Origin of the sequence: Mesorhizobium sp. M0088 (assembly GCF_040322895.1) — a bacterium.
Taxonomy (GTDB): domain Bacteria; phylum Pseudomonadota; class Alphaproteobacteria; order Rhizobiales; family Rhizobiaceae; genus Mesorhizobium.
The window spans coordinates 19,845-45,652 of the sequence record NZ_JAMYUI010000030.1 but is presented as its reverse complement, the minus strand read 5'-3'; the positions used below and the strand labels follow the sequence as shown (position 1 = coordinate 45,652).

25 protein-coding genes and 5 pseudogenes are annotated in these 25,808 nt (G+C 59.7%); 8 read left to right on the top strand and 22 right to left on the bottom strand.

Annotated features, from left to right (window positions below; genetic code table 11):
- Positions 1 to 79: 79 nt before the first annotated feature.
- Both NKJ67_RS29455 and NKJ67_RS29450 read left to right on the top strand, forming a co-directional pair.
- Positions 80 to 381: pseudogene (locus tag NKJ67_RS29455) on the top strand (DDE-type integrase/transposase/recombinase); the annotation flags it as partial.
- A gap of 324 nt (positions 382 to 705) precedes the next feature.
- Positions 706 to 1,551, top strand: a complete 846-nt coding sequence (locus NKJ67_RS29450) for an HpcH/HpaI aldolase family protein (protein WP_352584738.1) — start codon at positions 706 to 708, stop codon at positions 1,549 to 1,551.
- 44 nt (positions 1,552 to 1,595) lie between these two features.
- On the opposite strand, the gene NKJ67_RS29445 is transcribed toward NKJ67_RS29450, so the two are convergent.
- The 7 genes from NKJ67_RS29445 to NKJ67_RS29415 form a co-directional block, all read right to left on the bottom strand.
- The gene (locus NKJ67_RS29445) at positions 1,596 to 1,838 is read right to left on the bottom strand and encodes a DUF4158 domain-containing protein (protein WP_352584737.1); all 243 of its coding nucleotides are present in this window, start codon (positions 1,836 to 1,838) and stop codon (positions 1,596 to 1,598) included.
- Between the two features lie 544 nt (positions 1,839 to 2,382).
- Positions 2,383 to 3,447, bottom strand: coding sequence for an ABC transporter ATP-binding protein (locus tag NKJ67_RS29440; RefSeq protein WP_352584735.1), 1,065 nt, complete (start codon positions 3,445 to 3,447; stop codon positions 2,383 to 2,385).
- Positions 3,444 to 4,454 (bottom strand): ABC transporter ATP-binding protein, encoded by a 1,011-nt coding sequence (locus tag NKJ67_RS29435; protein ID WP_352584733.1) that lies wholly within the window; start codon positions 4,452 to 4,454, stop codon positions 3,444 to 3,446. The genes NKJ67_RS29440 and NKJ67_RS29435 overlap by 4 nt, the downstream gene beginning before the upstream one ends.
- Positions 4,451 to 5,344 (bottom strand): ABC transporter permease, encoded by an 894-nt coding sequence (locus NKJ67_RS29430; protein ID WP_352584731.1) that lies wholly within the window; start codon positions 5,342 to 5,344, stop codon positions 4,451 to 4,453. The genes NKJ67_RS29435 and NKJ67_RS29430 overlap by 4 nt, the downstream gene beginning before the upstream one ends.
- Before the next feature lie 2 nt (positions 5,345 to 5,346).
- Positions 5,347 to 6,285: an ABC transporter permease gene (locus tag NKJ67_RS29425; protein WP_352584729.1), complete on the bottom strand. Its 939-nt coding sequence runs from the start codon at positions 6,283 to 6,285 to the stop codon at positions 5,347 to 5,349.
- Positions 6,286 to 6,302: 17 nt separating this feature from the next.
- Positions 6,303 to 7,886 carry an ABC transporter substrate-binding protein gene (locus NKJ67_RS29420; RefSeq protein WP_352584727.1) on the bottom strand — a complete coding sequence of 528 codons (1,584 nt, stop codon included), beginning with the start codon at positions 7,884 to 7,886 and terminating at the stop codon, positions 6,303 to 6,305.
- A 139-nt stretch (positions 7,887 to 8,025) separates the two neighbouring features.
- Complete coding sequence (locus NKJ67_RS29415) at positions 8,026 to 10,077, bottom strand: CocE/NonD family hydrolase (RefSeq protein WP_352584725.1); 2,052 nt, start codon at positions 10,075 to 10,077, stop codon at positions 8,026 to 8,028.
- 548 nt (positions 10,078 to 10,625) lie between these two features.
- Here NKJ67_RS29415 and NKJ67_RS35240 point away from each other — a divergent pair.
- Positions 10,626 to 10,829, top strand: a pseudogene (locus NKJ67_RS35240) (transposase); the annotation flags it as partial.
- Positions 10,830 to 11,112: 283 nt separating this feature from the next.
- Here the strand turns inward: NKJ67_RS35240 and NKJ67_RS35235 are convergent.
- The 5 genes and pseudogenes from NKJ67_RS35235 to NKJ67_RS29390 all read right to left on the bottom strand — a co-directional run.
- Positions 11,113 to 11,267, bottom strand: a pseudogene (locus NKJ67_RS35235) (IS110 family transposase); the annotation flags it as partial.
- 73 nt (positions 11,268 to 11,340) lie between these two features.
- On the bottom strand, positions 11,341 to 11,823 hold the full coding sequence (locus tag NKJ67_RS29405; RefSeq protein ID WP_352584721.1) for a group II intron maturase-specific domain-containing protein: 483 nt from the start codon (positions 11,821 to 11,823) through the stop codon (positions 11,341 to 11,343).
- Positions 11,795 to 12,787 (bottom strand): reverse transcriptase N-terminal domain-containing protein, encoded by a 993-nt coding sequence (locus tag NKJ67_RS29400; RefSeq protein ID WP_352584719.1) that lies wholly within the window; start codon positions 12,785 to 12,787, stop codon positions 11,795 to 11,797. Before NKJ67_RS29400 ends, NKJ67_RS29405 begins: the two co-directional genes overlap by 29 nt.
- Positions 12,788 to 13,032: 245 nt before the next feature.
- A complete protein-coding gene (locus NKJ67_RS35230; protein WP_502905246.1) occupies positions 13,033 to 13,278 on the bottom strand; it encodes a hypothetical protein in 246 nt (81 codons plus the stop codon).
- A gap of 346 nt (positions 13,279 to 13,624) precedes the next feature.
- Positions 13,625 to 13,810 carry a hypothetical protein gene (locus NKJ67_RS29390; protein WP_352584717.1) on the bottom strand — a complete coding sequence of 62 codons (186 nt, stop codon included), beginning with the start codon at positions 13,808 to 13,810 and terminating at the stop codon, positions 13,625 to 13,627.
- A 69-nt stretch (positions 13,811 to 13,879) separates the two neighbouring features.
- Between NKJ67_RS29390 and NKJ67_RS29385 the strand changes: the two genes are divergently transcribed.
- Complete coding sequence (locus NKJ67_RS29385) at positions 13,880 to 14,032, top strand: hypothetical protein (protein ID WP_352584715.1); 153 nt, start codon at positions 13,880 to 13,882, stop codon at positions 14,030 to 14,032.
- A 13-nt stretch (positions 14,033 to 14,045) separates the two neighbouring features.
- On the opposite strand, the gene NKJ67_RS29380 is transcribed toward NKJ67_RS29385, so the two are convergent.
- Positions 14,046 to 14,189 (bottom strand): hypothetical protein, encoded by a 144-nt coding sequence (locus NKJ67_RS29380; protein ID WP_352584713.1) that lies wholly within the window; start codon positions 14,187 to 14,189, stop codon positions 14,046 to 14,048.
- 258 nt (positions 14,190 to 14,447) lie between these two features.
- Here NKJ67_RS29380 and alr point away from each other — a divergent pair, with 258 nt between their 5' ends.
- Positions 14,448 to 15,605 (top strand): alanine racemase, encoded by a 1,158-nt coding sequence (gene alr / locus NKJ67_RS29375; protein ID WP_352584711.1) that lies wholly within the window; start codon positions 14,448 to 14,450, stop codon positions 15,603 to 15,605.
- A 110-nt stretch (positions 15,606 to 15,715) separates the two neighbouring features.
- Here the strand turns inward: alr and tnpC are convergent, their stop codons facing one another.
- From tnpC to NKJ67_RS29360, 3 genes are all read right to left on the bottom strand, one after another.
- Positions 15,716 to 17,302 carry an IS66 family transposase gene (gene tnpC, locus NKJ67_RS29370; protein WP_352584709.1) on the bottom strand — a complete coding sequence of 529 codons (1,587 nt, stop codon included), beginning with the start codon at positions 17,300 to 17,302 and terminating at the stop codon, positions 15,716 to 15,718.
- Between the two features lie 67 nt (positions 17,303 to 17,369).
- The gene (tnpB, locus tag NKJ67_RS29365) at positions 17,370 to 17,723 is read right to left on the bottom strand and encodes an IS66 family insertion sequence element accessory protein TnpB (protein ID WP_352584707.1); all 354 of its coding nucleotides are present in this window, start codon (positions 17,721 to 17,723) and stop codon (positions 17,370 to 17,372) included.
- The gene (locus tag NKJ67_RS29360; protein WP_352584705.1) at positions 17,720 to 17,890 is read right to left on the bottom strand and encodes a hypothetical protein; all 171 of its coding nucleotides are present in this window, start codon (positions 17,888 to 17,890) and stop codon (positions 17,720 to 17,722) included. The genes tnpB and NKJ67_RS29360 overlap by 4 nt, the downstream gene beginning before the upstream one ends.
- A gap of 199 nt (positions 17,891 to 18,089) precedes the next feature.
- On the opposite strand from NKJ67_RS29360, the gene NKJ67_RS29355 reads away from it, so the two are divergent.
- On the top strand, positions 18,090 to 18,686 hold the full coding sequence (locus NKJ67_RS29355) for a hypothetical protein (RefSeq protein WP_352584703.1): 597 nt from the start codon (positions 18,090 to 18,092) through the stop codon (positions 18,684 to 18,686).
- 791 nt (positions 18,687 to 19,477) lie between these two features.
- Here the strand turns inward: NKJ67_RS29355 and NKJ67_RS29350 are convergent.
- The 4 genes and pseudogenes from NKJ67_RS29350 to NKJ67_RS35220 form a co-directional block, all read right to left on the bottom strand.
- Positions 19,478 to 20,476 carry a D-alanine--D-alanine ligase family protein gene (locus NKJ67_RS29350; RefSeq protein WP_352584701.1) on the bottom strand — a complete coding sequence of 333 codons (999 nt, stop codon included), beginning with the start codon at positions 20,474 to 20,476 and terminating at the stop codon, positions 19,478 to 19,480.
- Between the two features lie 86 nt (positions 20,477 to 20,562).
- Positions 20,563 to 21,636, bottom strand: a complete 1,074-nt coding sequence (locus tag NKJ67_RS29345; RefSeq protein ID WP_352584818.1) for a condensation domain-containing protein — start codon at positions 21,634 to 21,636, stop codon at positions 20,563 to 20,565.
- Positions 21,637 to 22,340: 704 nt separating this feature from the next.
- A pseudogene (locus tag NKJ67_RS35225) lies at positions 22,341 to 22,456 on the bottom strand (transposase); the annotation flags it as partial.
- Positions 22,457 to 22,548: 92 nt separating this feature from the next.
- Positions 22,549 to 22,812: an integrase core domain-containing protein gene (locus NKJ67_RS35220; RefSeq protein ID WP_502905245.1), complete on the bottom strand. Its 264-nt coding sequence runs from the start codon at positions 22,810 to 22,812 to the stop codon at positions 22,549 to 22,551.
- 26 nt (positions 22,813 to 22,838) lie between these two features.
- Here NKJ67_RS35220 and NKJ67_RS29335 point away from each other — a divergent pair, with 26 nt between their 5' ends.
- Both NKJ67_RS29335 and NKJ67_RS29330 read left to right on the top strand, forming a co-directional pair.
- A complete protein-coding gene (locus tag NKJ67_RS29335) occupies positions 22,839 to 23,150 on the top strand; it encodes a hypothetical protein (RefSeq protein ID WP_352584699.1) in 312 nt (103 codons plus the stop codon).
- Positions 23,151 to 24,032: 882 nt separating this feature from the next.
- Positions 24,033 to 24,320 (top strand): hydantoinase/oxoprolinase family protein, encoded by a 288-nt coding sequence (locus NKJ67_RS29330; protein ID WP_352584697.1) that lies wholly within the window; start codon positions 24,033 to 24,035, stop codon positions 24,318 to 24,320.
- 465 nt (positions 24,321 to 24,785) lie between these two features.
- Here NKJ67_RS29330 and NKJ67_RS29325 read toward each other — a convergent pair.
- Positions 24,786 to 24,884, bottom strand: a pseudogene (locus NKJ67_RS29325) (transposase); the annotation flags it as partial.
- Between the two features lie 30 nt (positions 24,885 to 24,914).
- Positions 24,915 to 25,738 (bottom strand): IS5 family transposase gene (locus NKJ67_RS29320; RefSeq protein WP_352584695.1). Its coding sequence is split into 2 segments (ribosomal slippage): positions 24,915 to 25,636 and positions 25,636 to 25,738, totalling 825 coding nucleotides; the frame shifts between segments, so codons are not numbered across the junction.
- Between the last annotated feature and the right edge of the window lie 70 nt (positions 25,739 to 25,808).

The window sequence follows — 25,808 nt, the reverse complement described above, 5'->3', positions numbered from 1 at the left end:
CCCGCGGGGGCAACCATAAGGAAATTGAGGCAGCAGCGCGCCTTATGACCTTGAGTGCACCCACCTACAAGAAGATCGGATCGAGATCGTAGCACGTGCTGTCTGGCTCTACTTCCGCTTCAATCTGCGCCTGCGCGATGTCTAGGAAATGCTGCGCTCGCGGGATCGTCGTTTCCTACGGAACCATGTGATGGTGCTGGAAGCACGGCTCTGATTATGCGCGCCGCATACGCGGCAAGGCGCCGATGAAAGACGATGTCTGGCGCCTCGATGAAGTCGTGGCAGAAATGCTGGTTGTGGAGAGCGGTTGATCAGGAGGGATATGTGCTCGACGAGATCGTCCAGACGCGCCGCAACACCAAGGCGGCCAGGCGCCTGCTGTGAAGCAGGGCCTGCCGCCGACACCGCGCTTTTCAGGCACCTGGTGTCGATGGGTTCGAATCTGTGCTGTGGAGCGGTTGGTCTGCGATGGGACCTAACGCGGCCACATTTCAAACAACGTGACAACGCCAACCTGCGGCCTACCGCGCCCCGCCGAAACCGTCCGGGGCTTTGCCGCGCCGACACGCCTCGCGCGTGGCTTTCACGATCCGAGACCGACGCTCCGCGCTACAGTATTGGGCGATACGCCCCTCCGCCAGCGTGGCCCCGTATTAACAGCGAACATCGCATTGGTGTGATAGGCAACTTCTGGACAAACTGTATATGTTATTAAGCGAAGAAATTTGCCAGCGTCCCCGCGTGAACAAATCACTTGGGTGCGCAAAGGTTCGAGAAATGGCAAAACATACGTTGGCTGAAACGATCAGGTCAGGAAAAGCCCAAATCGGCGGCTGGATGCACATTCCGCATGTGATCGTCGCAGAGACGCTGGCGCAGACAAACCTAGATTTTCTTCTGGTGGATGGCGAGCATGCACCCATTCCACCCGACGCACTTTTAGATATTCTTCCAGCGACCGAACGATACGGCATGCCTGTACTTTATAGGGTCGCCTGGAACAGGATTGAACTCATTAAAGCCGCGTTAGATCATGGTGCGAACGGCATCATGGTGCCGATGGTAAACTCCGGTGCCGAAGCCATCGAAGCTGTGTCGTCCGCAAAATATCCGCCTGCGGGCAAGCGCGGATCTGGAGCGTGGAGAGCATCTAACTATTACCAAAATGATGCGGAGTATCGCAAGGATGCGAACTCTAGCTTGGCCGTCATACTCCAGATTGAAACACGAGAGGCCCTCAACAATCTGGACGACATAGCCTCAACGCCTGGTGTCGACGCGCTTTTCATCGGCCCGGCAGATCTTGCCCTTTCCTTGGGTATGGAACCGGGAAAGCTGACGCCGGAGTTGCTGGATGCCTGTCAGGCAGTCGCGAATGCCGCTAAGAAGTACGGTATAGCATCGGGTAGTGATGTCGCATCCATAGACTATATGATGCGACTTCAAAAGCTTGGCCTCAGCTTGTTCACCTACGGAACCGACTCCAGTTTTGTTTTGGACGGCGGTCGCGCTGTAGCGAAAGATTTCCACGACGCGTTCCTCGGCACGTAGACTGTTGTCACCGAATTGCCTCAACGCAACGAGGACGCTGATATCTACGATCTGCTGCCCTTCAACTTCGCCAAAGCAACAGCAGCCTGATCAGACCAGATACCGTTCCCAATTCGAAGGCCATCCGTCGAAAGCGCCGGCGTCAACGTGCGGGGAAAATAGCGCTTACGGATTTCCGGCAAATCGGCCGGCGCAAGAGAATAGTGGCGGATCAGACTGTCTTCGTCGATCGGAATGTCGAGCAGCGTCTTTCGTTCGTGTTCTTTGAGAAGCGCACCTCTGGCCACTTTCCACTCCACGCTAGAACGGTAGTGGCCAAACCTCGGTCCAAAGCAGCCTAGCGGTACAGGAGGCAAATGGCGTATCCACAGCGAACATCCGGGCGTTCACTTTCCGTTCGGCCTTAGCGCAAGATTCTTGAACAGCTCTTGTTCCGGCCCCGGCTTGGCGCACCGCAAGCATGTCTGCCGAGTTCAGCAGGGGACAACACGATCATTGCTCTGTTTTGCAGGACAGCTACGAACTCGGCGAATTTAGACGCATCGTACAACACCATGCGGTGGTCGCTGGCTGTCTCCAATGCGGGAAGGGTCTCGGCGACATAGCTTCCGCCACCCAGACGCCCGGCAGGAGACTGAGCTCACTGCCGGGCCGGCACGCCTTGGGAGGAGGCGGCGTAAAACGAAGTTCATTCGCCCTGGATTGCCTTTCGATCAGCTATTCGTACTGGCCCCTTTGGCGCCACGACTGGCACTGCGAACACCGTGATCAAGATCACCTCGTCGACGTAGAACCTGCTTTTTCGCTCCGCGACGGCGGAGCGCAGTCTAATCAGAGCTTTTCCTGGGCTCCCGGCTCCAGGCCGGCTTTGATCCAGTCGGGAATTACCAGTTGTTCCAAGGCTGCCGCAGTTTCGCAGGAGAGTGGGAAATGGCATTTGAAGCGATGCTCCGTGTCATCCGTGGCTGCAGGTTCGGGGAAAACCCGGCTGCAGATGTCCTGCGCGTAGCGGCATCGTGTGTGGAACTCGCAGCCGGAGGGCCGTGTCAGCATGCTCGGGACCTCGCCTTTGATCTCGATGCGGTTGAGAACAGCGTCTGGATCGGGCACTGGGTTGGCCGACAGCAAAGCTTGCGTATATGGGTGACGCGGATAATCGAAAATACTTTCGGTGGAGCCAATCTCGACAAGGCGGCCGAGATACATGATCGCCATACGATCGGCCATGTGGCGGACTACGTTGAGGTTGTGGGTAATGATGAGGATCGCGATCCCGAGTTCATCCTGCAGGCGAGCAAGCAGATTAAGCACCTCGCCCTGGACCGACACGTCGAGCCCAGCTGTGGGCTCGTCGGCGATGATCAAGTCTGGGTTGAGTGCAAGGGCACGAGCGACGCCGACGCGCCGGGCCTGACCGCCAGAGAGCTGATGGGGATAGCGGCGCCCAAAGTCGGCCGTCAAGCCGACCGTGCGCAACAGCCGCTCCGCTTCGGCATCGGGATCGCGATTGCTCACGCCGTGTATGCGGAATGGCTCGGTGAGGAGCGACTGCACGGTCAGCCGCGGCGAGAGGGAGCCGACGGGGTCCTGGAACATCATCGTCATGCGGCGCAGGTAGGACTTTCGTTCGGCCGCTTTGAGGCCGATAAGTTCCTGCCCGTCGAAACGAATGCTGCCGCTAACAGCCGGCTGAAGGCCGATAATCGTGCGCGCGATGGTGGATTTGCCAGATCCGCTTTCGCCGACGAGGGCAAGCGTCTCGCCCTTGTGGATTTCAAAGGAGACGCCGCACACAGCGTCAATGAAAGGGTCTGCCGTGCCCGTGGTGAGCGCCTTCAGTGACCCCATGGTGCGGAAGCGGACGCGCAGGTCCTGGACACTCAGCAGCGCACTCATGCCGCCACCACCCCGGCTCGATCGAGCAGATGGCATCGCGCGACCTGGTCAGCAGCGACACGGTATTCGCCAGGCGTCTCATGCACGCAGCGATCGAAGGCGTGAGGACACCGAGGGTGGAAGATACATCCCTTTTTGCTTCCGAGCAGGCTTGGAACGTCTCCGGGGATGGTCGGCAAATTGCGCGTCCGTTGCTTGATCCGTCCAGGGTCGCACTCAAGCAGCGCCCGAGTGTAGGGATGGCCGGGATTATGGAAGATGTCGCGTACGGCGCCTTGCTCCACCACCTCGCCCGCATACATGACGGCAACCCGGTCGCACAATTCAGCGACGACGCCGAGATGATGCGAGACAAACAGGATGGAGCAACCGATCTCCCTTTGCAGATCCTTGAGCAGATGGATGATCTGGACTTCCAACGTTGCATCAAGCGCTGTGGTCGGCTCGTCGGCGATGAGCAGCGCCGGTCTCACCAGAAGTGCCATGGCAATGCAGATGCGCTGGCGCATGCCACCAGAGAACTGATGCGGATAATTCCCGATGCGGCTTTGCGGATCGGGAATTCCGACGCGCTTGAGCATGTCGATCGCACGAGCGCGCTTTTCACTACGTCCTCGTTGTTCGTGGTGTTGGATATCGATCATCTGGCTCTCGATGGTCCGCACCGGATTGAGCGCGGTCATCGGATCCTGGAAGATCATGGAGAGGCGATCACCCATCAGACTGCGGCGCGCCTGGGCAGTCAGCGTAAGCAGGTCGCGTCTTTCGAATATGATGCTGCCGGCAGTAACCTGAGCGTTTTTCGGAAGTAGACCCATCACAGTATAGGCAAGCGTGGATTTGCCGGATCCACTCTCCCCGACGATGCCGATTATCTGTCCGGTCGGCACGTCCAGCCTTACGTTGCGCAGTGCGTGAACACGCCCGCGTGGCGAGCCGAAGTCGAGGTTGAGGTTCCAAACCGCGAGAAGCGGAGCGGCGGGAGATGTCAGATCGTCGTGTCTCATAGGTCTTTCCGCAGCTTGGGATCGAATATGTCACGCAATGCTTCGCCAAGGAATGTGAAGCCCAGCGTGGCGACGACGATTGGAATACCCCCCGCAATGACGAGCCAAGGCGTCTGATTGATATAGCTGTAGCCATCGTTCAGGATTGCTCCCCAGTCTGGCGTCGGAGGGCGCACACCCATGCCGAGAAAGCCCAGACCTGCTTGAAAGGCAATCACCCCCGGCACGTCCATGCTCACAAGGATGAGAAGCGGCCCAACCACGTTAGGCAGCATGTGGACGGCAAGGATGCGCATCGTGCCGGCGCCCATGCTTCGCTCCGCGTCAATGTAATCGGAGTTGCGCAGGGCTTGCGTTTGGGTGCGCACGACACGCGCATAGATCGGCATACATGTTATTGCGATGACTAGGATCACGCTGGACATGCTGGGCCCCAGTAGGGCGATGATGGCCAAAGCAAATATGATCCCGGGAAACGAGCGGATCGTGTCGAAGAATAGTAGCAGAAGATTGTCGAGCCAGCGCGGCCCGAACCCTGCTATCAGGCCAAGGAAGAGCCCAACGACAAGCGAACTGCCGAGCGATGCAAAGGCAACGAGAAGCGGGATGCGACCGCCCATGATCGTACGCGAAAAAGTGTCACGGCCGAGTTGATCCGTGCCAAGAAGAAAATCTGCTGAAGGTCCTGCCAAACGAGGCCCGATCATAATGCGGATGGGGTCATGTGTGGCGATGAGCGGACCAAAGATCGCGCTCGCCACCACACCCAGGACAAGCACCGCGCCAAGTATGCCCAGACGGTTTTTAAGCAGTTGCCGCAGGAAGCCTCCGATGGCACCTGGATTGTTCCTTGGGGGAGCTGCTGTATCAAACGTGTCTATGCTCGTCATAATCAGAGCTTCTCCCGGGCCCGGGGGTCAAGGCTTGCATTGACCAGATCGGAGGCCGTTGTTGAAATGACGATAAGGAAGGTGGTGACGATAACAACGCCCATCACAATTGGATAATTGCGCGTATTCACGGCCTGCACGATCAGTGCGCCGATCCCCGGTCTTGCGAACACCACCTCGACAAACACCGCTGCCGACAGCAGCCATGCGATCCCTACGCCCAAGATGGTTACCGTTGGCAAGATCGCAAGCGGCAGAGCGTAGCGGTAAACAATGCGCCATTCCGAAATCCCGAAAGAGCGAGCCATTCGGATATGGTTCTCACCCAGCGTTTCGAGCATGGATGCGCGCACCAGTCGAGAGATGTAGCCCACCCAACCGATTCCCATTGCAAAGCTTGGCAGGACCAGGTGGACGAGCCCATCGACAAAGCCCTCGCCAGGCCCGATCGCCGGCAGCCAGCGGAGGGCGACGGCGAAGATCAGCAGTGCATAGACTGCCATGACAAACGAAGGAATGGCTATGGTGGCGACGGCAACGACCCCAACCGCTTGGTCGAGCAAGGAATTGCGCCGCATGGCTGAGTAGCAGCCTAGCGGCACGGCGATAGCTACGGCCCAAAAGATCGAGACGAGGATCAGCTCGATCGTGTAGGGCAATTGCGCAAACACGATGCCGGCGACCGGCCTCTGGCTGAACACGTCATACCCGAGATCGCCGCGCAGCAGTCCGCCGAAGAAGGTGGCGATCTGTAGGACGAACGGCCTGTCGAGGCCCATCTGCTGATGCAGCAGCGCCTTCATTTCGGGCGTGGCGCGCGGGCCAAGCAGAGTAGAAGCTGGATCACCGGGTAGCGAATGGATCATCATGAAGAGAAGTGTCACCGCGATCACGATGATCGTGACCGCGAGGACCAACCTCTTTAAAAAATAAAATAACATTGCGCAGCCTCCACTACTCAGGCCGGCTTGAAGTCGACATATACAGGGTAGCCCTGTGGGAGGTTCGCAGCTTGTGTCTTAGTCGTGCGGTACACGACGGGACGACCACCGTTCGTCAGGAAACGGTAGGCGCCCGACTCCTCCAAGAGGTCCTGCATTTCGTAATAAAGCTTTGCGCGTTCGTTAGGATCCTCGATAGTCACTGCCTTGGCATCGAGCTCGTCATAGCGATCGCTGCGGAAGCGCTCCCAATTCCAAATGCCCACTTGAGCGGTCACGAAGTTGCTCGTAGAGTAAAATGGATCAGGCAGACCGGAGTAGTCTTGAATATATAACTGCAGGTTCTTCCAACGATCGCCTGCTGTTTCCTGACCGATCGTCCAGAAGGAACTTTGGTCCTGGGCATTGACCTGGACCGCAATTCCGATCTGCGACAACTGCGCCTGGATCGTCTGCGCAATTGTCGTGTAAGGGCCAGTATTGGCACAATCGAGGGTTAGCTGCAGGTCGGTGATACCGGCCTTCTCCAGGAACTCCTTAGCTTTGACCAAGTCGCCTTCCGGTGGCACAAGTGCCTTTTCGCGATGTCCGACAATACCTGGCGCAACGATCCCGGTTGCGACGTTGGCCTGTCCCGCATAGGCGATGTCCAGGATCTGCGGCACATTGATGCCCCATTGAATCGCCTTGCGAACATTGATGTCCTTCAGCGTCGGGTTATCCATGTTCATGCCAAGCCAGGCGTAGCTCAGCGAGGGATGCTCCTCGACCTTTGTATCGGGCGGCGGATTGGTCTTGAACGTCGCAAGTGAATCGAGACCGATCTCCGTGTAATCGACATCGCCGGCTTGATAGGCACGTTCCGCCGCCTTAGTGTCAGTAATCGGTACGATGCGGATTTCATCAAATCCTGGCTTTGGCCCCGACCAGTCGGGATTACGGGTCAGCAGCGTGTATTGATTTTGCTTCCACTCCGCGAGCACATACGGCCCAGAGAATGCCGGTGGGTTCATGCCGAAATTGCCACCATCCTTGGTCGCCTTCATCACCGCTTGCTCGGAAACGATATGACCGATAGCCCAGGGGAATGTGATGACCCAGGCAGGCACAAACGGCGTTTTGTACACGATAACGCCCGTATGATCGTCCTCGATATCGACATGATCCACCGGACCTAGCAGCGACGTGGTCCAATACTTGTGTTGGATGATGCGTTCCAACGAGAATTTAACGTCTCTGGCGGTCATCTCTCCATAATCGCCAGTGAATTTAATGCCCTTTTTCAGGCGAAAGCGAATATGCGTCGGATCGATCTGCTCCAACTTTTCCGCCGCTTCCAAATTCCAGCCCCATTCAGATCCTGGCTTGAAACGCGTGAGCTTCGCGTAGAGGCACTCCATTACTGGAACTTCGTAATCTGAGGTGTAGAAGCCGGGATCCAAAGACCCAAGCTCCGCTCCGAGGGCGACCTTGAGCACTTTACCTTCCGCCGCCCAGATCACCTGCGAGAGCGGCATGCTGCTAGCGATGAGACCACCGCCCATCGCAGCTCCACCCTTTAGAAGGGTGCGGCGGTCGATGTTCTTAATAATTCTTTCCATAGCTTCCTCCCAATTTTGCCTAAAGCTGCTGTGGTTCGCCGTGTCTTCGTACCTTTCGTGCCTCCAACCTCCTCTAGCCAAGCCCGCCCTCGTCATCTTCCAGACCACGGGGTAGGCTCGCCAACGGGGCGCGGTCGATTCATGCTTTCCCGGCCCTGGATCGCGGAATGCGATCATGCCACCTGCGATGATGAACCTCCTCTCCGTCCAGAGTGGCCGTCAGTACGTACTCTGTAACGAAATTGTCGTCCTCCACGCGCATAGTCCCGGTGGCGCTGATCTCGACATCCCATCCAGGTCGTTGAAAGCGACGGTAATACTCTGAAACGCCGTGAGCGCTTGCTGGATCGTCGGAGCGAATTGAGGAGGTTTGCCGGCTCCGTCTCTCGATTCGCAACGGGCCGTCGGGATAGCTGCTTCGGTTGTAGCTTGGATCGAGAGTGGTAAGTCGCCACTCTTTCGTTTCCGGGTTGTATTGCACTTGGCGATCCGCACTCCGCTTGGCCGGGCTGGTGTCGAGGGCGCCGGGCGCAGCGTCGGCAGGGACGGGCGGCTCGAAATGCTCGGGCAGCTCGAATTGGACCGGTTCAGACGGCGCGTCGGCACGGCGCACCGGCAGCACGAGCGCGCTGCCAGCCGGGTCGAGTGCGGCCTTTGCCGGCACCGGATGCGGCCACATCAAAGGCCAATAGGCGGTGGAGACAGCCAGCCGAATGCGATGGCCAGCCGGAACCACGTAGCCGGTCGTCATCATCGGCACGGTCACCTCCACCACGGATCCGGGCGGCAGATCGACGGTTCGGTCCATTCCCTCGCGGCGCTGTAGGTTCAAATAGCCGCGGGTGACGAGCGTCGACGCGCCGTCCGGAGCGACGTCGCACAGCCGCACGATCAGGTTTGCCGCGGCCCCGTCGGCATGCACACGCAGCTTCCCGGCGGGCATGCCAAGCACGGTGATTGCTTGAGCTAAAGGCTCGGTGTCGAAGCACACCGATCTCCCGTCCTCCTCCCGCTGATCCGGCGGCAAGTCCGCCAAGCTGTGGCCGGGCATGTAGGCGCCCCCGTCGATGCCGCAGTGCTCGGGCGTATCAATCGGTACCACATCGACACCAACAGCATCGCGGCAGAACATGTCGTCGAGCCGCATGGTGCGCGTGGTGACATTCGGTGACGGCCACGAGGGCTCGGTCACCCATCGACCTTCACGCATGGGGTAGCTCGTCGCTGGGGGAGCGGCGTCCTGGATATAGACACGCAGCGCCGGGTCGTCCTCAACGCCCGTTGGCATGTCCTTGAGATAGCGGTCCCACCAGCGCAGTGTCTCCTGGAGGAACCCGATCGCCGGTCCAACTTTATCCGCCTCGTCCGGCCACTCGTGCTCCCAAGGTCCGACGATTCCCTTGACCGGCCCGGACAGATGTTCCACCAGCCGGAACACAGTGTCGCGGAAGCGGTCGTTGAAACCGCCTACCGCCAGGACTGCCGCCTTGATCGCGCCATAGTTGTCACGGACGCCACGTCCGTCCTGCCAGTAGTTATCGCGCGTCTGATGGCTCAGCCAGGTCGACAAGAACGGCCTAAGCCCGTGAAGACGCTGTAGCCACTGCTCTTTCCAACCCGGGCCGACGCGATCTGAGTCGGGTGGCGTGGCCCAATGTGCCAGCTGCCATGTGCCCCAGTCGATGGCTTCCCCGCACACTGCGCCGCCGAAGTAGTGCGAATCGGTGCCATAATTGTCATCGGAGGAGTGGATCGTGACGATCGCCTTCAGCGACTCCGGCGCAAGCGCCGCTATCTGCAATGAATTGACGCCGGCATACGAGAGGCCGATCATGCCGACCCGGCCGTTGCACCATGGCTGCGCGGCCAGCCAGTTGATCACCTCAACCGCGTCGGAACGCTCCTGCAGAGAATATTCGTCACTCGTCAGACCATCGGAGTCGCCAGTACCGCGGATGTCGACCAGAACCGACCCATAGCCATGGGCGGCATACCAAGCATGATGCGTCATGCGCATGGTCCCGTCCGCGTTGCGGTAGGGCGAATCGCCTTTTCGATAGGGCTCATACTCCAGCAGGGCCGGCAGCGGCTGATCGACCTTTGGCAACCAAATGCGGGCCGAGAGCTGGACCCCATCCGACATCTTGATCAAAACATGGTCGCGCACCTCGACCTCAGCGGTCGCCGTCACCGTGTTACTCCAGACAATATCGTCATAGTTCCATCCCATTTGCAGTCAACAAAGGTGCGGCGAGTTCCGCGATCATGTGGGTCAAGAAATGGTAAATAACCCCGCCATCTCCGCTCGTCGAGTACGATCAGGTCCACCAGTAAAACCCAAAAGGAGAAATTGTGCGCTTTTGGCAATGCTTGTCGTGACTCTGCGCACAGCATGAGAATAGAAATAGTCCGACTTTACCCGGCAGAATTATGGATGAACAGCGGTGCCAAATGTGATCTTGTTCCCACGACCCATGTCTAGCCCGGGGGTTGTTCGCATTCTCAATCGTGAACGTGAAGCGCCCTAAGCTTGGGAGGACGATTGCAACTTTGTCAGCTCATTGGAATATACAGTTAGTCACAAAATGGGCCATCACACCGATGCCGTTGCACGGCCGCCCTGGTCTGCGACCTGAGGAAGGCGCTGTCGGAGCGGATACTGAACGCCGAACTCGGCGAGCACCTCGATGACGGCGGACCGAGGGCGGCGCCAATCGCCGCAAAGGCCATTCGACAGTTTTGACGGGCACGTCGAAGATGACGCTGTCGATCCCACGCGACTGTGCGGGAACTTTCGATCCGAAGCTGATTGCCAGGTACCAGAGCCGCTTTCCCGACTTCGACGCCAAGATCGTGTCGACGTTACGCGCGCGGCATGAGCGTGCGCGAGATCTGCGGCCATCTGGAGAAACTCTACGGCATCGACGGCTCGCAGGACCTGATCTCGGCTTGACCGACGCCGTCCTGGAGCAAGTGGCCGAGTGGCAAAACCGGCCGCTGGAGATTGCTATTTGCTCGTCTTCTTCGAGATCCGGGTCAAGATCAGGGACGAAGGATTCGTTCGCAACACGGCGATCTGAAGCGGCCGGACGTGCACATCATCAACGCTTCCCGGGCGATGTCGCGATCGAGGTCAGCCAGATCCTCGACCAGGCGGTCGATCTCGCGGATGTGGCGGGCGATAGCGGCCCGCTCATCAGCTTCGGCCTGATGGCCAAGCTGGACCGTCTCGAGCCCAATGATGGAGCCGGCGCAAGCCTCCATCGCCACGACACATGCCGGCTGGCCCTCCATAAACCTGCAAAACTGCAGGCGCGACAGCTTCTTGCGAAATACGACAGTTCCGTCAGCCCCCGCTCCATGCAGCTGGTCGGGTAGCAGCGGCGCATTGCTGCGCCGCCGCCCCCTAAGAACCGGACATGCGGATCACCCCGCATCCGGCTCAAGCCATTCTTCAGCACCATGGCGTGGCACCGAACAACTGGACGGAGGGTTTCGCAACTCGACGGCGGGCGAAGTAAGTGAACCATGCCGGATCAAATGGATTAGCCAGTCCCCGGATCTTGACGTGCCTCGTAATCGGGATCGTCATTGCGCGGAAGAGCCGGCACCCGCTGGTACTGGCATCTGCCGGACCCTTCGTAGCGAAGTCCCAGGACCGGTGTCCATCGACCCGGAAGTACCTGTTCCTCACCCACCGTGCTCCTTTCGTGGGATAGCGTCGACTTGCCCATTTCCAGAGCATTTGCCAGATGTGCGAATCTATCGATGAGAAGCTCGCTTTCGCCACGACGTGACGGTGATACATGGCCCATCCTCGGATAACTGGGTTCAGTTTCTGTATCAACGCCTCCTGCGTGACGCTCGCATTGCCCTTGATGATTTCCCTGACCTTGTCGAGGAGTGCTTTAACACTCTTCCTCGCCGGCTTGATCAATAGTTTGCCGTCGTACTTGCGTACGTTCTGGCCAAGGAAATCGAAACCCTCCGCGATGTTCGTGATCCGGGTCTTCTCCTCTGAGAGTTCCAGACCTCGGGTGGCCAGGAACTGCCTGACCGCCGGAAGGACATTCGAGCACATCTTTCGATGCGCCGGTCACCACAAACTCATCGGCATAGCGGATGACGTTGAGCTGGGCCTTGCTGCGCGAGAGTTTCGACGATCCCACGCTTCCGTAGACTGCCGCCTCCAGCCCATCCAACGCCGTGTTCGCGATCACCGGCGAGATAATTCCCCCTTGCGGGGTTCCCGCCGACGTCTCAAACAAAGTTCCCTCATCAATATATCCGGCTTGAAGCCACTTTTGCAGGACCTCCTTCTCCATCGTGACATGCTTCAGAAGCCAGGGGTGACATCCTCTGATGTCACCTTCCAGAATCCACTCTGGCGAAGCGCGCTTGGCCAGAGTGATGAAGCACTGCTCGATGGCGTCGGCAGTCGAGCGTTCGGGCCGGAACCCATAGGAATTCGGGTCCGCCAGTGTCTCTGCCACCGGGCCCAGAGCGAGCTTCCATAACGCCTGCATCGCCCGGGCACCGCATACAGGGAATTCCCAGCGGACGCTTCTTGCCGTACTCTTGGGAATGTAAACACGTCGCAACGGCATCGCGCGATAATCGCGATGTCGAAGTGACATCATCCCGTTACATCTGGCCGCCGGGGATGACCATATCTTACCGTCCACCCCCGGCGTTCTCTTTCCGCGATTCTCATGCGAGCGGGTCAGCAGACGTTGCAACGCTTTCACCTTGCGCCATCGGCCTTCCTGGGTTGCCTTGGCGATACGCACCTGAAGCCGTTTCACCTCTGCCTGAATGTGCAACCAGTTCGCCTGATCCCATATCTTCGCAGTGCGCGAGGATGCACCGGCTCCAGTCGCTCTCGCGCCGATCGCCGTCATCTGCTTTTCCTCGTACAACGATTGGTCAAAGTTTCGACGTTTATCGGAAGTTCACATACGTTGGTCGTACCCGCTCATCCCTTGCGCATCGCTGGGCGAAGCTCCGGGGCGGCGGGCCCATTCTACGTCGGCGGTCTGAGGACCATGTGTAGCTTTGGGTTGCCGCCACCTCGGATCATCATCGGCAGACCCTCTGCGGGCCAGCCAATTGGGTGTGCGTTGCTCTCCCTTCCCACGTGTCCCCATCACGCCGCACGCAAGCCGACGCCCTGTGGCGCCTGGCCCGTGGTGACGAGGCGCCACAGCGCAATCAGAAGCTTGCGCGCCAGCGCCACGATCATCGTCTTGCGCGTGGCCTTGCGGCCGTCGGGCGTGCGCGCCTGGAACCATCGGCATGCGGCCTTCTGGTGCAGCCGGAGCCGCGGCGAGCCTACGCAGGCGGTCGCCCTCGATGGTGCGGATTTGCGCACGCAGGAGGTCGAGCCGCTCAAGCAAGCGGTGCGTGATCGCCGCGCGGTGGCGCGCTATGCCGGGTTCGCCCGACGAGAGCGGCAAACGCCGGCGCGAGAAGGGGCTGCCACGCGCCGGCAGTGCCCGCGTGCGGCATGGCATGATCCAGCTGGCCTGGCGCTTTCTCCTCTTCTAGAAGGACAGTGCGCTGGCCGCAATCCGCGCGACAGGATCTCGTGGACCAGCATGTCCGCCGTCTCGACACCGACGCCGATGACTCGTGCGATGAGGCGCACCATCGCAGCAACTCGGCGCGGGTGTTGTCCGGCAGCGGCGTTCCCTCCGCTATGCGGATGGCGATGAGCCTGTCCGCCGCATTACGCAGACTCAAGCGGAAGCTGCGAATGCCGAAGCGGGCGAGAATCGCTTTGCGGTTGATTGCCGCGTCTGCTCACCGACCAAGGTCTGCCGCTCGCGGTTCGGCCGCCGCGCGTCCTCTTCCTCGAGCGTCGGAATCGCCGCCATACTGCAATGGCGCTTCTCACCACTCAGCCAGCCGAGGAAGGCGCGCATCAAAAGCTCCGTGTCGAGCCTATCTGTCTTGGCACGCCGGTTCTCACGCGACACCGGAACGCTGGCAGGGTGAATGGCATAGGCCTCGATGTCGCGCGCCCGCCGCCAGCGCGCCAGCCAAAAGCCGTCGCCGGCCGCCTCATAGGCGACGGCGATCCGCTCGATCGTATGCCCGGCCTGGCCGGCTTCGTCGCGCTAGCGCTGCAGCAGCTTCAACAATGATGGCGCGTCGGCATCAATCTTCTTTAGCGGCTGGCGCTTGAAGCCCGGAAAGCGCGGCAATCAGCCACTCCGCCTTGCCCATTTCGATGACGGCGACGATCATGTTATCCTGTTCGAGAGCGGTAAGCGACCGGCTTGCGTCGAAAGACTGCGGCATGGAGCGCCTCCTTCTGAAGAGTTGGTTCTAACAGCGCCGAAAGATGCCGCACCCTCGCCGCTCGCCCCATAGCATCTACTCAGCGGGGCACGACCAAGAGCAACTTATCATTAACGCTAATTTTTTAATTTTAAACAAACCTGACGTCCATTTTCCGATATCGTCCCAAGTGGCTCTGAGCGTGCTGCAACGCAATGGTCTGGACTTGGGGGCTTGGCGGTTAACGCGCTGCGTAAGCGAGCTTGTGAGGCTAAGGAGATGGAAACTATTGGAGAGCAGAGGGCATTGCCGCAGGTACGTGCTGCCACTGCTGTGTTCGAAATCGATCTTGGCGCAATTCAAGCGAACTTTGAGGCTATTTCGGCGCTCGTTGGGCCACACGTGAGGGTGGCTGCTGTCGTCAAGAGCGATGCCTACGGACTTGGTCTCGTAGAGATCGCAAAGGCGCTCGTTGCTGCCGGCTGCAATCTGCTGTTTGTCGCCAATCTAGACGAAGCGTTGCTTCTAAGGTCATCCCACATAGACGGAGGAATTGCGATCTTTTGCGATGACTTTTCGAGATTTGGCCGATGCTACCGATCCAACGGCCTCATACCTGTCGTGAATAATTTTTCTGACTTGAAGGCCGTTAGTGCAGCAGGGACGCAAAGATACCTTCTCAACGTGGAAACAGGATTCTCCCGGCTAGGACTGGCTGTTGCGGATGTGCGTCGGGCGTATCTTCTTGGTGCTTTCGATAGGCACCCCCCTTCCTTCGTTCTCAGCCACCTCGCGTGCAGCGAACACCCTGCGGACCCGACCAATGTGTTGCAAAGGAACCGCTTTCAGGCGATCTACGATCTGCTCAAGCCCACCCCCGGTAGCCTCGCGGCCTCCGCTGGTGTCTGGCTAGGTAAATCCTATCATTTCGACATGGTACGGGTGGGCTCAGCACTCTACGGGCTCAATGACGCTGGCATTGAACCAAATCCACTGCAGCCCGTTGTACGGCTCCAAGCTAAAATACTCGACGTGCGCAATGTGGCTATGCACGAGGCTGTCGGCTATGGCGCTACATTTCGTACGGCCCGACCTAGCCGCGTAGCTATCGCCGGGGTCGGTTTCAAGCACGGCCTTCCATGGGCCTGCGCGAATAAGGTATCCGTTCGATTTGCCGGATTTTCGGCCCCTCTAATCGGAGCAATCTCTATGGAATACACAATGATAGATATAACAGACGTTCCTGAGGCGCTTTGTGGTCCGGGCGTGTTTGTGGAATTGTTAGGGAAAGATTTCACAGTTGATGACCTTGCGGCGGCCACTGGCATTAACCAACACGAGGTGTTGACGCGTCTGGGCGCTGGTTGCACAAGGCGGTATTTGGATTCTTCCTTGCGATACGCAAGTTCCGCGGGCGACTCCTGGCATCAGAACTAAAGAGCACGTCCGATTTAATCCGGGTCATATCCAGCGGCCTTGGAGGGGAGCCGAGAGGCGATAAGCGCCTCATCCTCGATGAGTTCGTCGGTAAGCGCCTCGCCGATCGCCTATGGATTTGGGCTTGACGTTTTCCGGAATCGCCAGGGCATGAGTTCCTCGATCTGGCTCTGTGGATGGCCGTTGATGATGGCGTCGAGAGTTTCGGCGAGGTAGGCAACGGGATTGACGTCGTTGAGCCTGCAGGTGGCCACGACGGATGAGAGCAGCGCCCAGTTTTCGGCCCCGACCTCATGGCCAGCAAACAGAGCATTTTTTCTGGTCAAGCATACTGGCCGGATGGCGTTTTCGACTGGGTTAGTGTCGAGCTCGAGCCGCCCGTCGCCGAGGAAGCGAGTGAGCCCTTCCCAATGGGCAAGACCATAGCGGATGTCTTCGGCCAGCTTTGAGCCCGAGGAGATCATCGACAATTGCTTTTCAAACCACGGCTTCAAGGCGGCGATGATCGGGGTGGAGTACTGCTGTCGCGCGGCGAGCCGAGCTTGTGGCGTCATGCCGCGCACCGTCGCCTCGACGGCGTAGAGCGTGGCGATCTGGCGCACGGCGGCTTCGGCGATCGGGGACATGGTGTTGCGCGCCAGCTTCACAAAACGTCGGCGCAGATGGCTCCAGCAATGGACGAGCATCCACGGTCCTTGCGGCCGTTCCAGGCGTGTCAGCCGGTCATAGCCCTCATAGGCGTCAACCTGCAGGAACTGTCCGCCGAAGCCTTGAACGAAGCGTTCGGCATGCTCGCCGCCGCGCCCCGGCGCATAGTGGAACATCACGATGGGCGGGCCTTGGCCACCATGGCCGCGGTCATCGGAGGCGATTGCCCAGAAGAAGCCCTTCTTGACCTTCCCGCGTCCGGGATCGAGCACCGGCGCCGTGGTCTCGTCCATGAACAGACGATCTGCGCCAGCCAGATGCCAGCTCATGTGACTGGCGATGGGCTTGAGATGGAAGCAGGCCCGGCCAGCCCAATTGCCCAGTGTGGCGCGATCCAGTTGGATGCCCTGGCGAGCGTAGATCTCGGCCTGCCGGTAGAACGGCAAGTGATCGCCAAACTTGGCGACGATGACCTGGGCAATCAATGCCTCGGTCGGCAGGCCGCCAGGCACCACATGCTCAGGCGCATGGGCCTGCACGACCGCGCCCGAGCAGCGGCGGCAAGCGTATTTCGGGCGGCGCGTGACCAGCACGCGCAACTGCGCCGGGATCACGTCCAGCCGTTCGCTGACGTCCTCGCCGATCCTGGCCATCTCGCCGCAGCCGCACGGGCACAGCGTGCTCTCGGGCTCGATGATCCGCTCCACCCGCGGCAGATGGGCAGGCAAATGACCGCGGTTGCGCCGGCGAGAACCGGAGGTGTCGTCCGAACGGCCCTGGATGACCCGTTGCGCCTTTTCCTGCGCGGCATCGAGCACACCCTGCGCGATCTCCACGTCTTCGAGCGGCAGGTGGTATTGATCCGGATGCAGCTTCTCGGATTTGGCACCGAACTTCTCGTGGTTGAGCTGGCTGACGATGCTCTCTAGCCGGCGGCGCGCCTCTTCGGCCTCAGCCAAGGCAGCCTGGTGCTCGGCCAAGGCCGCTTGCGTCTGGGCCAGGAGCGTCTTCAAACGCTCGTTCTCTTCCTGGAGAACCGTCAGATTCATGCGTTAAATCAAGCACATGAACACCGATAACGCCATCAGAGACAACGCCTGAGTCACTGTGCCACACTCATCCGGCAAGCTGCGGACGCCGTGCCCGGTCGGGGCGAACCAGTCTCCAATCCAGCCCTTCGAACAAGGCCGCGAACATCGCCGGCGACATCCGCATCACACCGTCGCGAACCTGCGGCCAAACGAACTTCGAACCCTCGAGCCGCTTATGCACCAGCACCAGTCCGGTGCGATCCCAGACTAAAATCTTGATCCTGTCAGCCCTTTTGGCCCGGAAGACGAAGGCCGCCCCGCAGAATGGGTCGAGGCCGAGTATCTCCTGCACCGCAGCTGCCAGCCCGTCGAGGCCGCGACGAAAGTCGACCGGACGGGTCGCCATGTAGATCTTCAGATCGGCACCCGGTGCAATCATCGCGAGGCCCGCACCGCACGGATCACCTGCGCCAGATGCTCGAGGTCAACCGCCGTTCGGATCACCATGTCGTCGATCACGATTTCCACCTGCGCTGGCGCCGATTTCGGTGGCCTCATCGTCCGCTGAGGCGCCGATGGTTCTTCCACCATCAGCGGCGCGAACATCGGCGCCATGCTTTCTGGCAGTGGAGTTGTCCCCGACGCCCCGTCGGACCTTCCAGAACCTCCAGCCGGCCTGCGTAGCCAGCTGTTGGGACGTCCAAATGGACGTCCATTTTGCCGTCTGCTCCCATGTAGGCCCTCCGTCTCTCGCGATCGGGGATTTTTGGCACATTCACCTCATGCGCCGCACGAGGGGAGCGGCGTGGCGCTTACGTTCGTCGCGGTGACCGGTTATCATCGCGAGCATGCGATCCGAGTGCTTGGTCATCGCGCGTCGAAGACGCCTGGCAACGAGAGGCACGGCCTTCGCTATGGCGGTGATGTTCGCGAAGCGCTCGTGGTGTTGTGGGAGGCATCGGAGCGGCTATGTTCCAAACGGCTGCGGCCGTTGATACCAGTCTCGCTGCCAGCGCTTGAACGGCATGGCCGGCTAGAGCTCGATGCCGCGCTCCGCGGCAAGCTGCTGACAATGAGCCCGGCGACGATGGATCGGCTTTTGGCGGAGGCACGTGTTGTGGCTCGCGGGGGCCTGCGCCGCCGAGCAGAAATGAGTTCGGCGGTTCGCCGATCCGCGCCGGTGCGCACCTTCGGGGACTGGGATGATCCGCCGCCCGGTTACGTCGAGGTCGATTTCGTGGCGCATTCCGGCACATCTTCGTCCGGCAGCTTTGTGCAGACGATGGTCTTGACCGATATTGCCACGGGTTGGACCGAATGCGTTCCGGTCCGCACGCGCGACAGCGGCAATGTGATCGTGGCGATCAAGCAGGCCCGCTCGTCTTCCCCCTGCTGGGCGTAGATTTCGACAACGACAGCGCCTCCATGAACGAGTTCGTCGTCTCCTGGTGCGGAAGTGAGAAACTGGAAGTGACGCGCTCTCGCGCCTATCGAAAGAATGACCAAGCGCATGTGGAGCAGAAGAATGGCGCCCTCGTGCGTCGTCTGGTGGGGTATGGTTGGTTTGTCGGCGCGGAGGCGACCGCCGCCCTTGACGCGGATCGGCGCACGCGTGATCAAGCGCTAACATCCGCCAGTTCCGCCTGCGGCCCGTGTCATTACACATCCGGGTGTGGCCGAGGCCAACAAGCAGCAGTTACAGGCAATGATGGAAACCGCCGATCCCGTGCTGCTGTTTTGGTATCCGTGCCTCGCAGGAGGAGCTTAGAAGGCGGGTCGATCGTCGCGCCTGAATGCGAAGATTGAGGAGCCGGCCGTTATCGATCTCAAGCGCTCGGCGCGAATCTGAAGACGGCCTGGAAGAGTGGCGAGACACGACCAACGCATCGGCGGCCGTATCGGCGGACCAAACCCTATCCGAAGAGACCCAGCATGTACGAGCCGTTCGAGGCGCATGGAAATGGCTGGGCTGATTATCCTCGAGCTGGCCCCTCTCTCCCTCAGCTACGACGGAGCGCGATAGGGGCAAATCCTCACTTCGCTTGACACAAGCTGGGCTTGCGCGCCAGTGAGGGTGCCGCACTCAGTCTTGATGATATTGTTTGGCAGTGGGGCAGTCCTCGTTCATGGCAAAGGGACGGCGCAAGCGTCCGCGATGCCCATACTGCCGCAACAAATGATGACGCAGTAGTGTCAGGGGATGCCGAATCCGAAACACCGGGTGTGGGCGATATCGAGGATATGATTGATCAAGCTTGAGTAGGTGTATCCGGCGGTTCTTGCGGCCACGACTAAGTCCGAGTAGTGCATATTGAGCCCCGCTGGGGAGTTCATCTCCAGGACAAACGGCTGGCCAGAGCGATCGAGCCGGAAATCGAGGCGCGCATAATCCCGGCAATGGCAGGCGCGAAAGGTTGCAACCGAAATATCCCGCAATATCGTCTCAAGCCGGCTCTCGATTTGCGCTGGGCAAATCGTTGGCACCGCTGCGGCCGGAACGAATTTCGCGTCCCAATCCATAAGACGCGTTTCGCGGTCGCCGAAGTTCATTTCCACCACAGGCAACACTTCGAGCTCTTCGTTCCCGAGCAGCCCAACGCAGATTTCCCGCCCCTCAATGTATTCTTCCACGAGCGCATCCTGCCCATATTGTGTGGCGATCACTTCCACGGCCTCCTTCAACTTAGAATGTTCATATACGAGTTGCAATCCGAGGCTGGCGCCTTCGTGGCGCGGCTTGACTACCACTGGGAATTGCAGGCCGGCGGCACTCTCGGTGCCGCGACGCATGATGCGAAAGTTCGGGGTCGGCACGCCCTTGTCGCGGATAAGCATTTTCGTAACGACCTTGTCGCACGTCAGCCCGATCCCGAGCGGGCCAGATCCAGTGTAGGGAACACCGGCCATTTCAAGCATGGCAGCAACGTGGGTTTCGCGTTTTTCGCCCTGAATCCCCTCCGCCAAGTTGAAGACCATACCCAAGGGGCCGCCTTGTGGGCCAGTTGGCATGAATCGCTCGATCGCGGCGAGCAGTCCTTTGTCGCCTTCACACAATAGAGTCTCGTGGCCGCCCTGTTGAAGTGCTGCCACTACGTCTTCTGGGATGCTGCGCTCCGGCGGATGCGGACAAGGCTGACCGAACCGACTAATTACTCCGTTAAAATCACTGTTGGTAACAATGGCTACTCGCATGAGCTACTCCTTTCATGTTCGCCTGCGGTCACGACGGGAAACACGGCTCGCGCTGGTACGGCCGGCCAATCGGGCAGAGTTTACCCCTATCCCAGGGGAGATAGCGCTCTCTTCATAGATAGCCGCCGGGCTCCACCAACACGGTTCCGGGAAACGCAGGAGGAGGTCCAACGTACTAAGAAAATTAACGTCACAAGGATCGAAGCTACCAACACCGTAGCGAAGGCGTTTCGCTTCCATCTCGGTCGAGACGCCGCCGAGGTCGTCTGCGCGTTCCGTTCATGATCCCTTACGCTCCGGTCCTCGCGATGAACCGCCTGCAGATTCTGCCTCGATTGCGTCCCAAGCGGTTTGTAAATGCAGTCATCCTGGGGATGGGCGGCTCCCGTCCCTTCGGCTCTGACGCGAGAACGTGGTTCATCCAGAGCCGCTGCCCGTAATTCGACCGTTATTTGACGTAGCGCCTCTTGCAAGGAGCTGGCGAATTGCTCGACTGCTCTTCGGCTAAAGAGCGACGCCGCGTAAATTAGCTTCCGACCAGTCGCCTCACCGACCTCGGCAAGCTCAAATGCAAGATCATGTCGGTCGACACGTTCACCGACGCTGACGTACTCAATTTTCAGCTCCAGCACCCCCGCTAACGCCCCAGCGTTTTTGCCAGGCAGGCATAAACTGCGAGACCGGGGTACGACCCAGGGTGCCGGGCGGGTTGATGAATTCTGCCACCTGTCTAAGTGGCAGGTCTTGGTAAGGTCTACACTAAAAACGGCGGCATTCACACGCTCCAAAGTCCCCAGTATCGAATCCCCCGACAAAGCAATCCGCAGCAAGAGGGTGTTGACGAACAGACAGATTAGCCCCTCGAATTCGTAGAGAGTCCGGTTGGCGCTCACCGTGCCGATCACTAACTCGCCTTGGCCTGACAACGGCGCCGGCACCACACCCGCTTGCACCATCGTGAAAAGCGTCGTCCCATGGCGGCAGCTCAGCAGCTTGGGTTGCGCGGTTCGCGGCTGGCGCAACAAGAACTCGACGCAACTGCCGCTGTAGTCCTGCCGAGCCGCACGCGACCGATCCAGTTTCAGCACCGGCAACGGCGTCAGCCGATCCGCGCAGCCCTCCCGGGCTACGGCGTAGAGCTCGCTGAGTTCGCACGTCATCATATGCGTGGCCAGCCGTCGGAGGCCAAGTGGTGAATGTCATCAGCAGCAACTGGTCGTCCACCGGCGGTCGTGCCATTCGCGCGCGGATCCGCGGTAGGCCGTCGGACGCCGGCCCGACCTGCTGGAACTGCTCGCCGTCGTCCACCTGAGGATGTGGTGCGCAGCAGCTCATGACTCGCCACCAACCCTTCCAATGCCCGCCGCAGCGCCGCTTTGTCAGGCTCACCGCGAAGCCCCATCTGAGAGGCCTCGCTGCCGCCCAACAGGTGGGAACGGAACCAAAGCCGCTGCTGGCTAAATGATAGCAGCACTCGCGCCGAACGCTGAAAAAATTGCGTTGGCGGGACAGCATTCAACATTGCACTATCTATCCCATTGAGTCGCATCGTTTGAGCAGTCATTCGGGCCTCCTGGCCGGGAGACCACCCGATCGCAACTCATCCCGGATCCCTACCGGATCCCATGCAATCGGCGGGCCAAATTGTGAGTAAGGGGCAAACCACTGTTTCGGGCCGGAGACGCGTAATACTTGCACGTCACTGTGTCAGGATCCGAACACTAAAATGTCGGGCGAAAAATTGCCCCCCGCATGCCTCAAGCAAAATTAACCGATAGTGTCGCTGTTCCGAATGGGATGGTCAGGTCGCTTCACCCGCCCAGCAGCGCACGACCCAAGCCGGAAAAGAACTAAAACTGGACTTGAAGTACGCCGCCTGGCTGTCCCCGCCCGACGACAGATATCCGCGACGGGGATTCCGTCCGACCCATGCTTCAGAATGAACGCCTTCTGCGCGTCCGAGAAGTTCGATGCTTTCATCGTCTTCCGCTCCTCCCAGCCAGGGATGTTACCGCGGAGAACTCCACTTTCGAACGATCCAGTTTTCAGGTCAGAGCAATCAGAGCATTCTGTTACGCCGTATGGCGCGGATTGAGCAACCGGTCAGACGCGAAGCCTGCAATGAGCGCAGCGTCGGAGCCGGTTGCGTTGAGGATCTGGCCGAAAGCCGCCGGGTTCTGGTAGCCGAGCGAGGAGTGAGGCCTCGCGATGTTGTAGTCGTCCACCCAATCGGTGATGGCGCAGCGGGCATGATCGACGCCGAAGAACAGCATCTCGTTCAGATGGCGTAGTCGGGGCTTCGGTTCCGGAGGCGCCGGTGCTTTCATGACCGGCATGTTCAACTGCCGAGAAGGAGGCAAGCATGACTGATCTTTACGTAGGTCTTGATGTGTCGCTTGAGCTGACGAACGTGCGCGTAGTGGATGGAGATGGGCGCCTGGTGCACGAGTCCCGGGTCGGATCTGATCCGGAGACGTTCGCGGCCGAGTTGGAGCGGATCGGTGGAGGCTACGTCCGCGTCGGCCTGGAGGCCGGACCGCTGTCGCAGTGGATGTTCTTCGGACTGAAGGAGGCCGGCCTTCCAGCCGTGTGCATTGAGGCCAGACGGACCTCTCTGGAGCGCCAATATCGGTCACGAATTTCAGCCAGGAAAACAGATATTTGTAAGCTTTAGCGAGCAGCTGATAACCGTCGACGTGAACGGTTGTGGCAATCCTGGTCGGGATCGGCCCTATGCTTCGATTGGGAGTTACCATGAGCTTTGAGAGGGTGAATCCGGAATTGCCGTAAGACGCGCTGCCCGCTGTACTCGAAGAGGTCGTGCACAGGACAGTTGCTACGAACGCAGTATTGGTGCGGCGTGGGGCGCGTACTGCGCTCATCACAACAGCGGATTCCGCGATGTGCTAGAATTGCACCGCATTCGCACACCGCACATGTATTATCCGTTCTAAGATAAGCCCACTCCCTTGGTGGAGCGACAGTTCCGGTTTGAACTGAACGAGCGCATCCGAAGGGACGATTCGGTAGTCCGGCCCTTTGATGATGAAGAAGCAATCGCTCGCGAGCCGGTTGCGAGAAGCCCGCGTGGAGGCGGTGGCGGTTTGCCTACTTCATTCCTACCGGTTCCCCGAGTATGAGGAGCGACTAGGTGCACATCCTCCAGGCGGAGCAACGACATCCTGCGCGAACAGCAGGAGTATGGGCGCAGTGCGACCACCGCGATGAGCGCGTACGTCGCGTCGCTGATAAGTACATACCTAATCAACATTGACGCCAGCCTCGCTAAGATCGGCCTGCAGGCCCCCTCATGATCATGCAGTCATCCGCGGCCGGCGTTCTGCGCACGCTCGCGTCTCAGAGTCTCTTTCGCTGCACAATGTGATCACGTTTCACAGGGGAGGAACCAAGGCGAAGGCATCTCTGATTGAGAACGGACGCGTATCCTATGATCGTGAAATGAGGTAAGTTCATCGCTCGAGCAGCAGCCGCCTGCCGAGGGGAAGCGGAGAACTGGTCCGTATACAGAATATCGACATCGCCGAAGTTGTTACCGGTGGCGGCAGTCTGGCCTGGATTGATCAGGGTACGGGGCTCCAAGGGGTCCACGAAGGGCAGGGTCCAACCCCGCCCGGCATGTTATAGTTGCGGCGATGTTGACCCGACCATCACTGACGCAAGCGTTGTGTTGGGTTTCATCCCTCCATGGCCGATAGCTGATGGGGGTCTCAGCGTCTCGGCCGAGTTGGCCGCCAAAGCAATGGAAGGGAGCGCGAGTCGCCTCAGCATATCGCGACAGGAAGTCGCCCGGCGGAATTCTGATCCGCGCAGTCCGGCTGGCTAGCACCGGTTAGTGGCCTGAAGTTTCACAGTCGCTTCGGCATGTTCGCAGGGCCGACCGTGTTGCCGATTCGGAGGAGCAGTGGCACAAATACTTGTTCCGGTGCTCAGTCGGTCCTCGATCTCAGAATGTGCTCACTACCGGTCCTCTGCTCATCGACGAATACGGCGCCCCAGTGGTGGTGCCTCCGGGCGGTCGGTCAGGCGTGAGGCGTCAGAAGCCCTCGTGTTGAGCCGTGATGAAGTCGCAGGCTGAAGCTGCGGCAGCTGTGCTGCCACTGGGACTTGGGTATTCGTCCGCACGGGCCGCCTAGGGGCTAGCAAATCGAGATTTGAAAAGGGACCGCAACTTGAAAGCACTCCACTCGAGAGGTCAGCACGTAGTCGCCAAATGCGCTTGGGACGATTGCGGATGAGATGGCGACAACGATCTTTCGTAGAGCGCACTCAGCGCTTGTTCGGGACGCCCCACCATCACCGTTCGAAGCCGCCGGTTCCCGGCCTTTCCGATCCCTTGCTCGCGTTCCACTCCACCACTGTTGTAAGGCGTCGCAGTAAGACCTGCATAAGTGTCTGAATCAGAATGATCGCCAGGTTTTCAGGCCCTTGCGAGCCTTCGGGTGAGCATGCGGATGTTTGCTATGAAGATCCAGGCCTGAGCGGATTCGATGGATCGCTCGAAGTCCTTTGCAAGCCTTCGGCATCTGCCCAGCCATGCGAAGGTTCGCTCCACGACCCAGCGGCGGGGCAGGACCTCGAAGCCCTTAGCGTTGTCCGTCCGCTTGACGATCTCTATCGTGAACTTGCCGACCTTTTGCAGGGCGCCCCGCAGTTTCGGTCCGGCATAGCCTCCATCCGCGAAGACATGGCGCAGCCACGGCCAGCGTTTGAGGATAGATTTCAGGACGGCAGGCGCGCCGTCGCGATCCTGAATGTCGGCGGCGTGAATGACGACGCCGACCAGCAGGCCCAGCGTGTCGACGACGATGTGCCGCTTGCGACCCTTGACCTTCTTGCCCGCATCGAAGCCACGTATTCCGCCGCTTTCGGTGGTTTTCACGCTCTGGCTGTCGATGACGCCGGCGGACGGGCTCGCCTGCCGGCCTTCCCGTTCGCGTGCCGCCATGACGAGTTCATTGTTGATGGCGCGCAGCAATCCTTCGTCCCGCCAGCGCCAGAAGTATTTCTGCACCGTCGAGAATGGCGGGAAGTCCTTCGGCAACAGCCGCCATGCTCCGCCCGACGAAGCCATGTAAAGCATGGCGTTCACGACCTCGCGCAGGTCCGTTTTCCGAGGTCGGCCAATGCGGTTCGGTGCCGCATCAGCGGCTCGATCAGCGTCCACTCCGCGTCCGTCAGGTCGCTTGCGTAGCGCGGGCAGCGCCGTTCATAGTGGGGGCGAGTGGTTTCGGTCCAGGGCATCATGATCTCCGTCGAATCTCAGCAATCCGACAGAATCACAACCCGCTGAAATCACTCACGTCTTTTTGGA

What these genes read in the sequence shown, in the direction of transcription:
- NKJ67_RS29450 (WP_352584738.1), top strand. Translation starts at nt 706, where the DNA reads ATGTTATTAAGCGAAGAAATTTGCCAGCGTCCCCGCGTGAACAAATCA.
- NKJ67_RS29440 (WP_352584735.1), bottom strand. Translation starts at nt 3,447, where the DNA reads ATGAGTGCGCTGCTGAGTGTCCAGGACCTGCGCGTCCGCTTCCGCACC.
- NKJ67_RS29435 (WP_352584733.1), bottom strand. Translation starts at nt 4,454, where the DNA reads ATGAGACACGACGATCTGACATCTCCCGCCGCTCCGCTTCTCGCGGTT.
- NKJ67_RS29430 (WP_352584731.1), bottom strand. Translation starts at nt 5,344, where the DNA reads ATGACGAGCATAGACACGTTTGATACAGCAGCTCCCCCAAGGAACAAT.
- NKJ67_RS29425 (WP_352584729.1), bottom strand. Translation starts at nt 6,285, where the DNA reads ATGTTATTTTATTTTTTAAAGAGGTTGGTCCTCGCGGTCACGATCATC.
- NKJ67_RS29420 (WP_352584727.1), bottom strand. Translation starts at nt 7,886, where the DNA reads ATGGAAAGAATTATTAAGAACATCGACCGCCGCACCCTTCTAAAGGGT.
- NKJ67_RS29400 (WP_352584719.1), bottom strand. Translation starts at nt 12,787, where the DNA reads ATGACGGCGATCGGCGCGAGAGCGACTGGAGCCGGTGCATCCTCGCGC.
- NKJ67_RS29390 (WP_352584717.1), bottom strand. Translation starts at nt 13,810, where the DNA reads ATGCGCGCCTTCCTCGGCTGGCTGAGTGGTGAGAAGCGCCATTGCAGT.
- NKJ67_RS29380 (WP_352584713.1), bottom strand. Translation starts at nt 14,189, where the DNA reads ATGCCGCAGTCTTTCGACGCAAGCCGGTCGCTTACCGCTCTCGAACAG.
- alr (WP_352584711.1), top strand. Translation starts at nt 14,448, where the DNA reads ATGGAAACTATTGGAGAGCAGAGGGCATTGCCGCAGGTACGTGCTGCC.
- tnpC (WP_352584709.1), bottom strand. Translation starts at nt 17,302, where the DNA reads ATGAATCTGACGGTTCTCCAGGAAGAGAACGAGCGTTTGAAGACGCTC.
- tnpB (WP_352584707.1), bottom strand. Translation starts at nt 17,723, where the DNA reads ATGATTGCACCGGGTGCCGATCTGAAGATCTACATGGCGACCCGTCCG.
- NKJ67_RS29360 (WP_352584705.1), bottom strand. Translation starts at nt 17,890, where the DNA reads ATGTTCGCGCCGCTGATGGTGGAAGAACCATCGGCGCCTCAGCGGACG.
- NKJ67_RS29350 (WP_352584701.1), bottom strand. Translation starts at nt 20,476, where the DNA reads ATGCGAGTAGCCATTGTTACCAACAGTGATTTTAACGGAGTAATTAGT.
- NKJ67_RS29345 (WP_352584818.1), bottom strand. Translation starts at nt 21,636, where the DNA reads ATGACGTGCGAACTCAGCGAGCTCTACGCCGTAGCCCGGGAGGGCTGC.
- NKJ67_RS35220 (WP_502905245.1), bottom strand. Translation starts at nt 22,812, where the DNA reads ATGCCGGTCATGAAAGCACCGGCGCCTCCGGAACCGAAGCCCCGACTA.
- NKJ67_RS29335 (WP_352584699.1), top strand. Translation starts at nt 22,839, where the DNA reads ATGACTGATCTTTACGTAGGTCTTGATGTGTCGCTTGAGCTGACGAAC.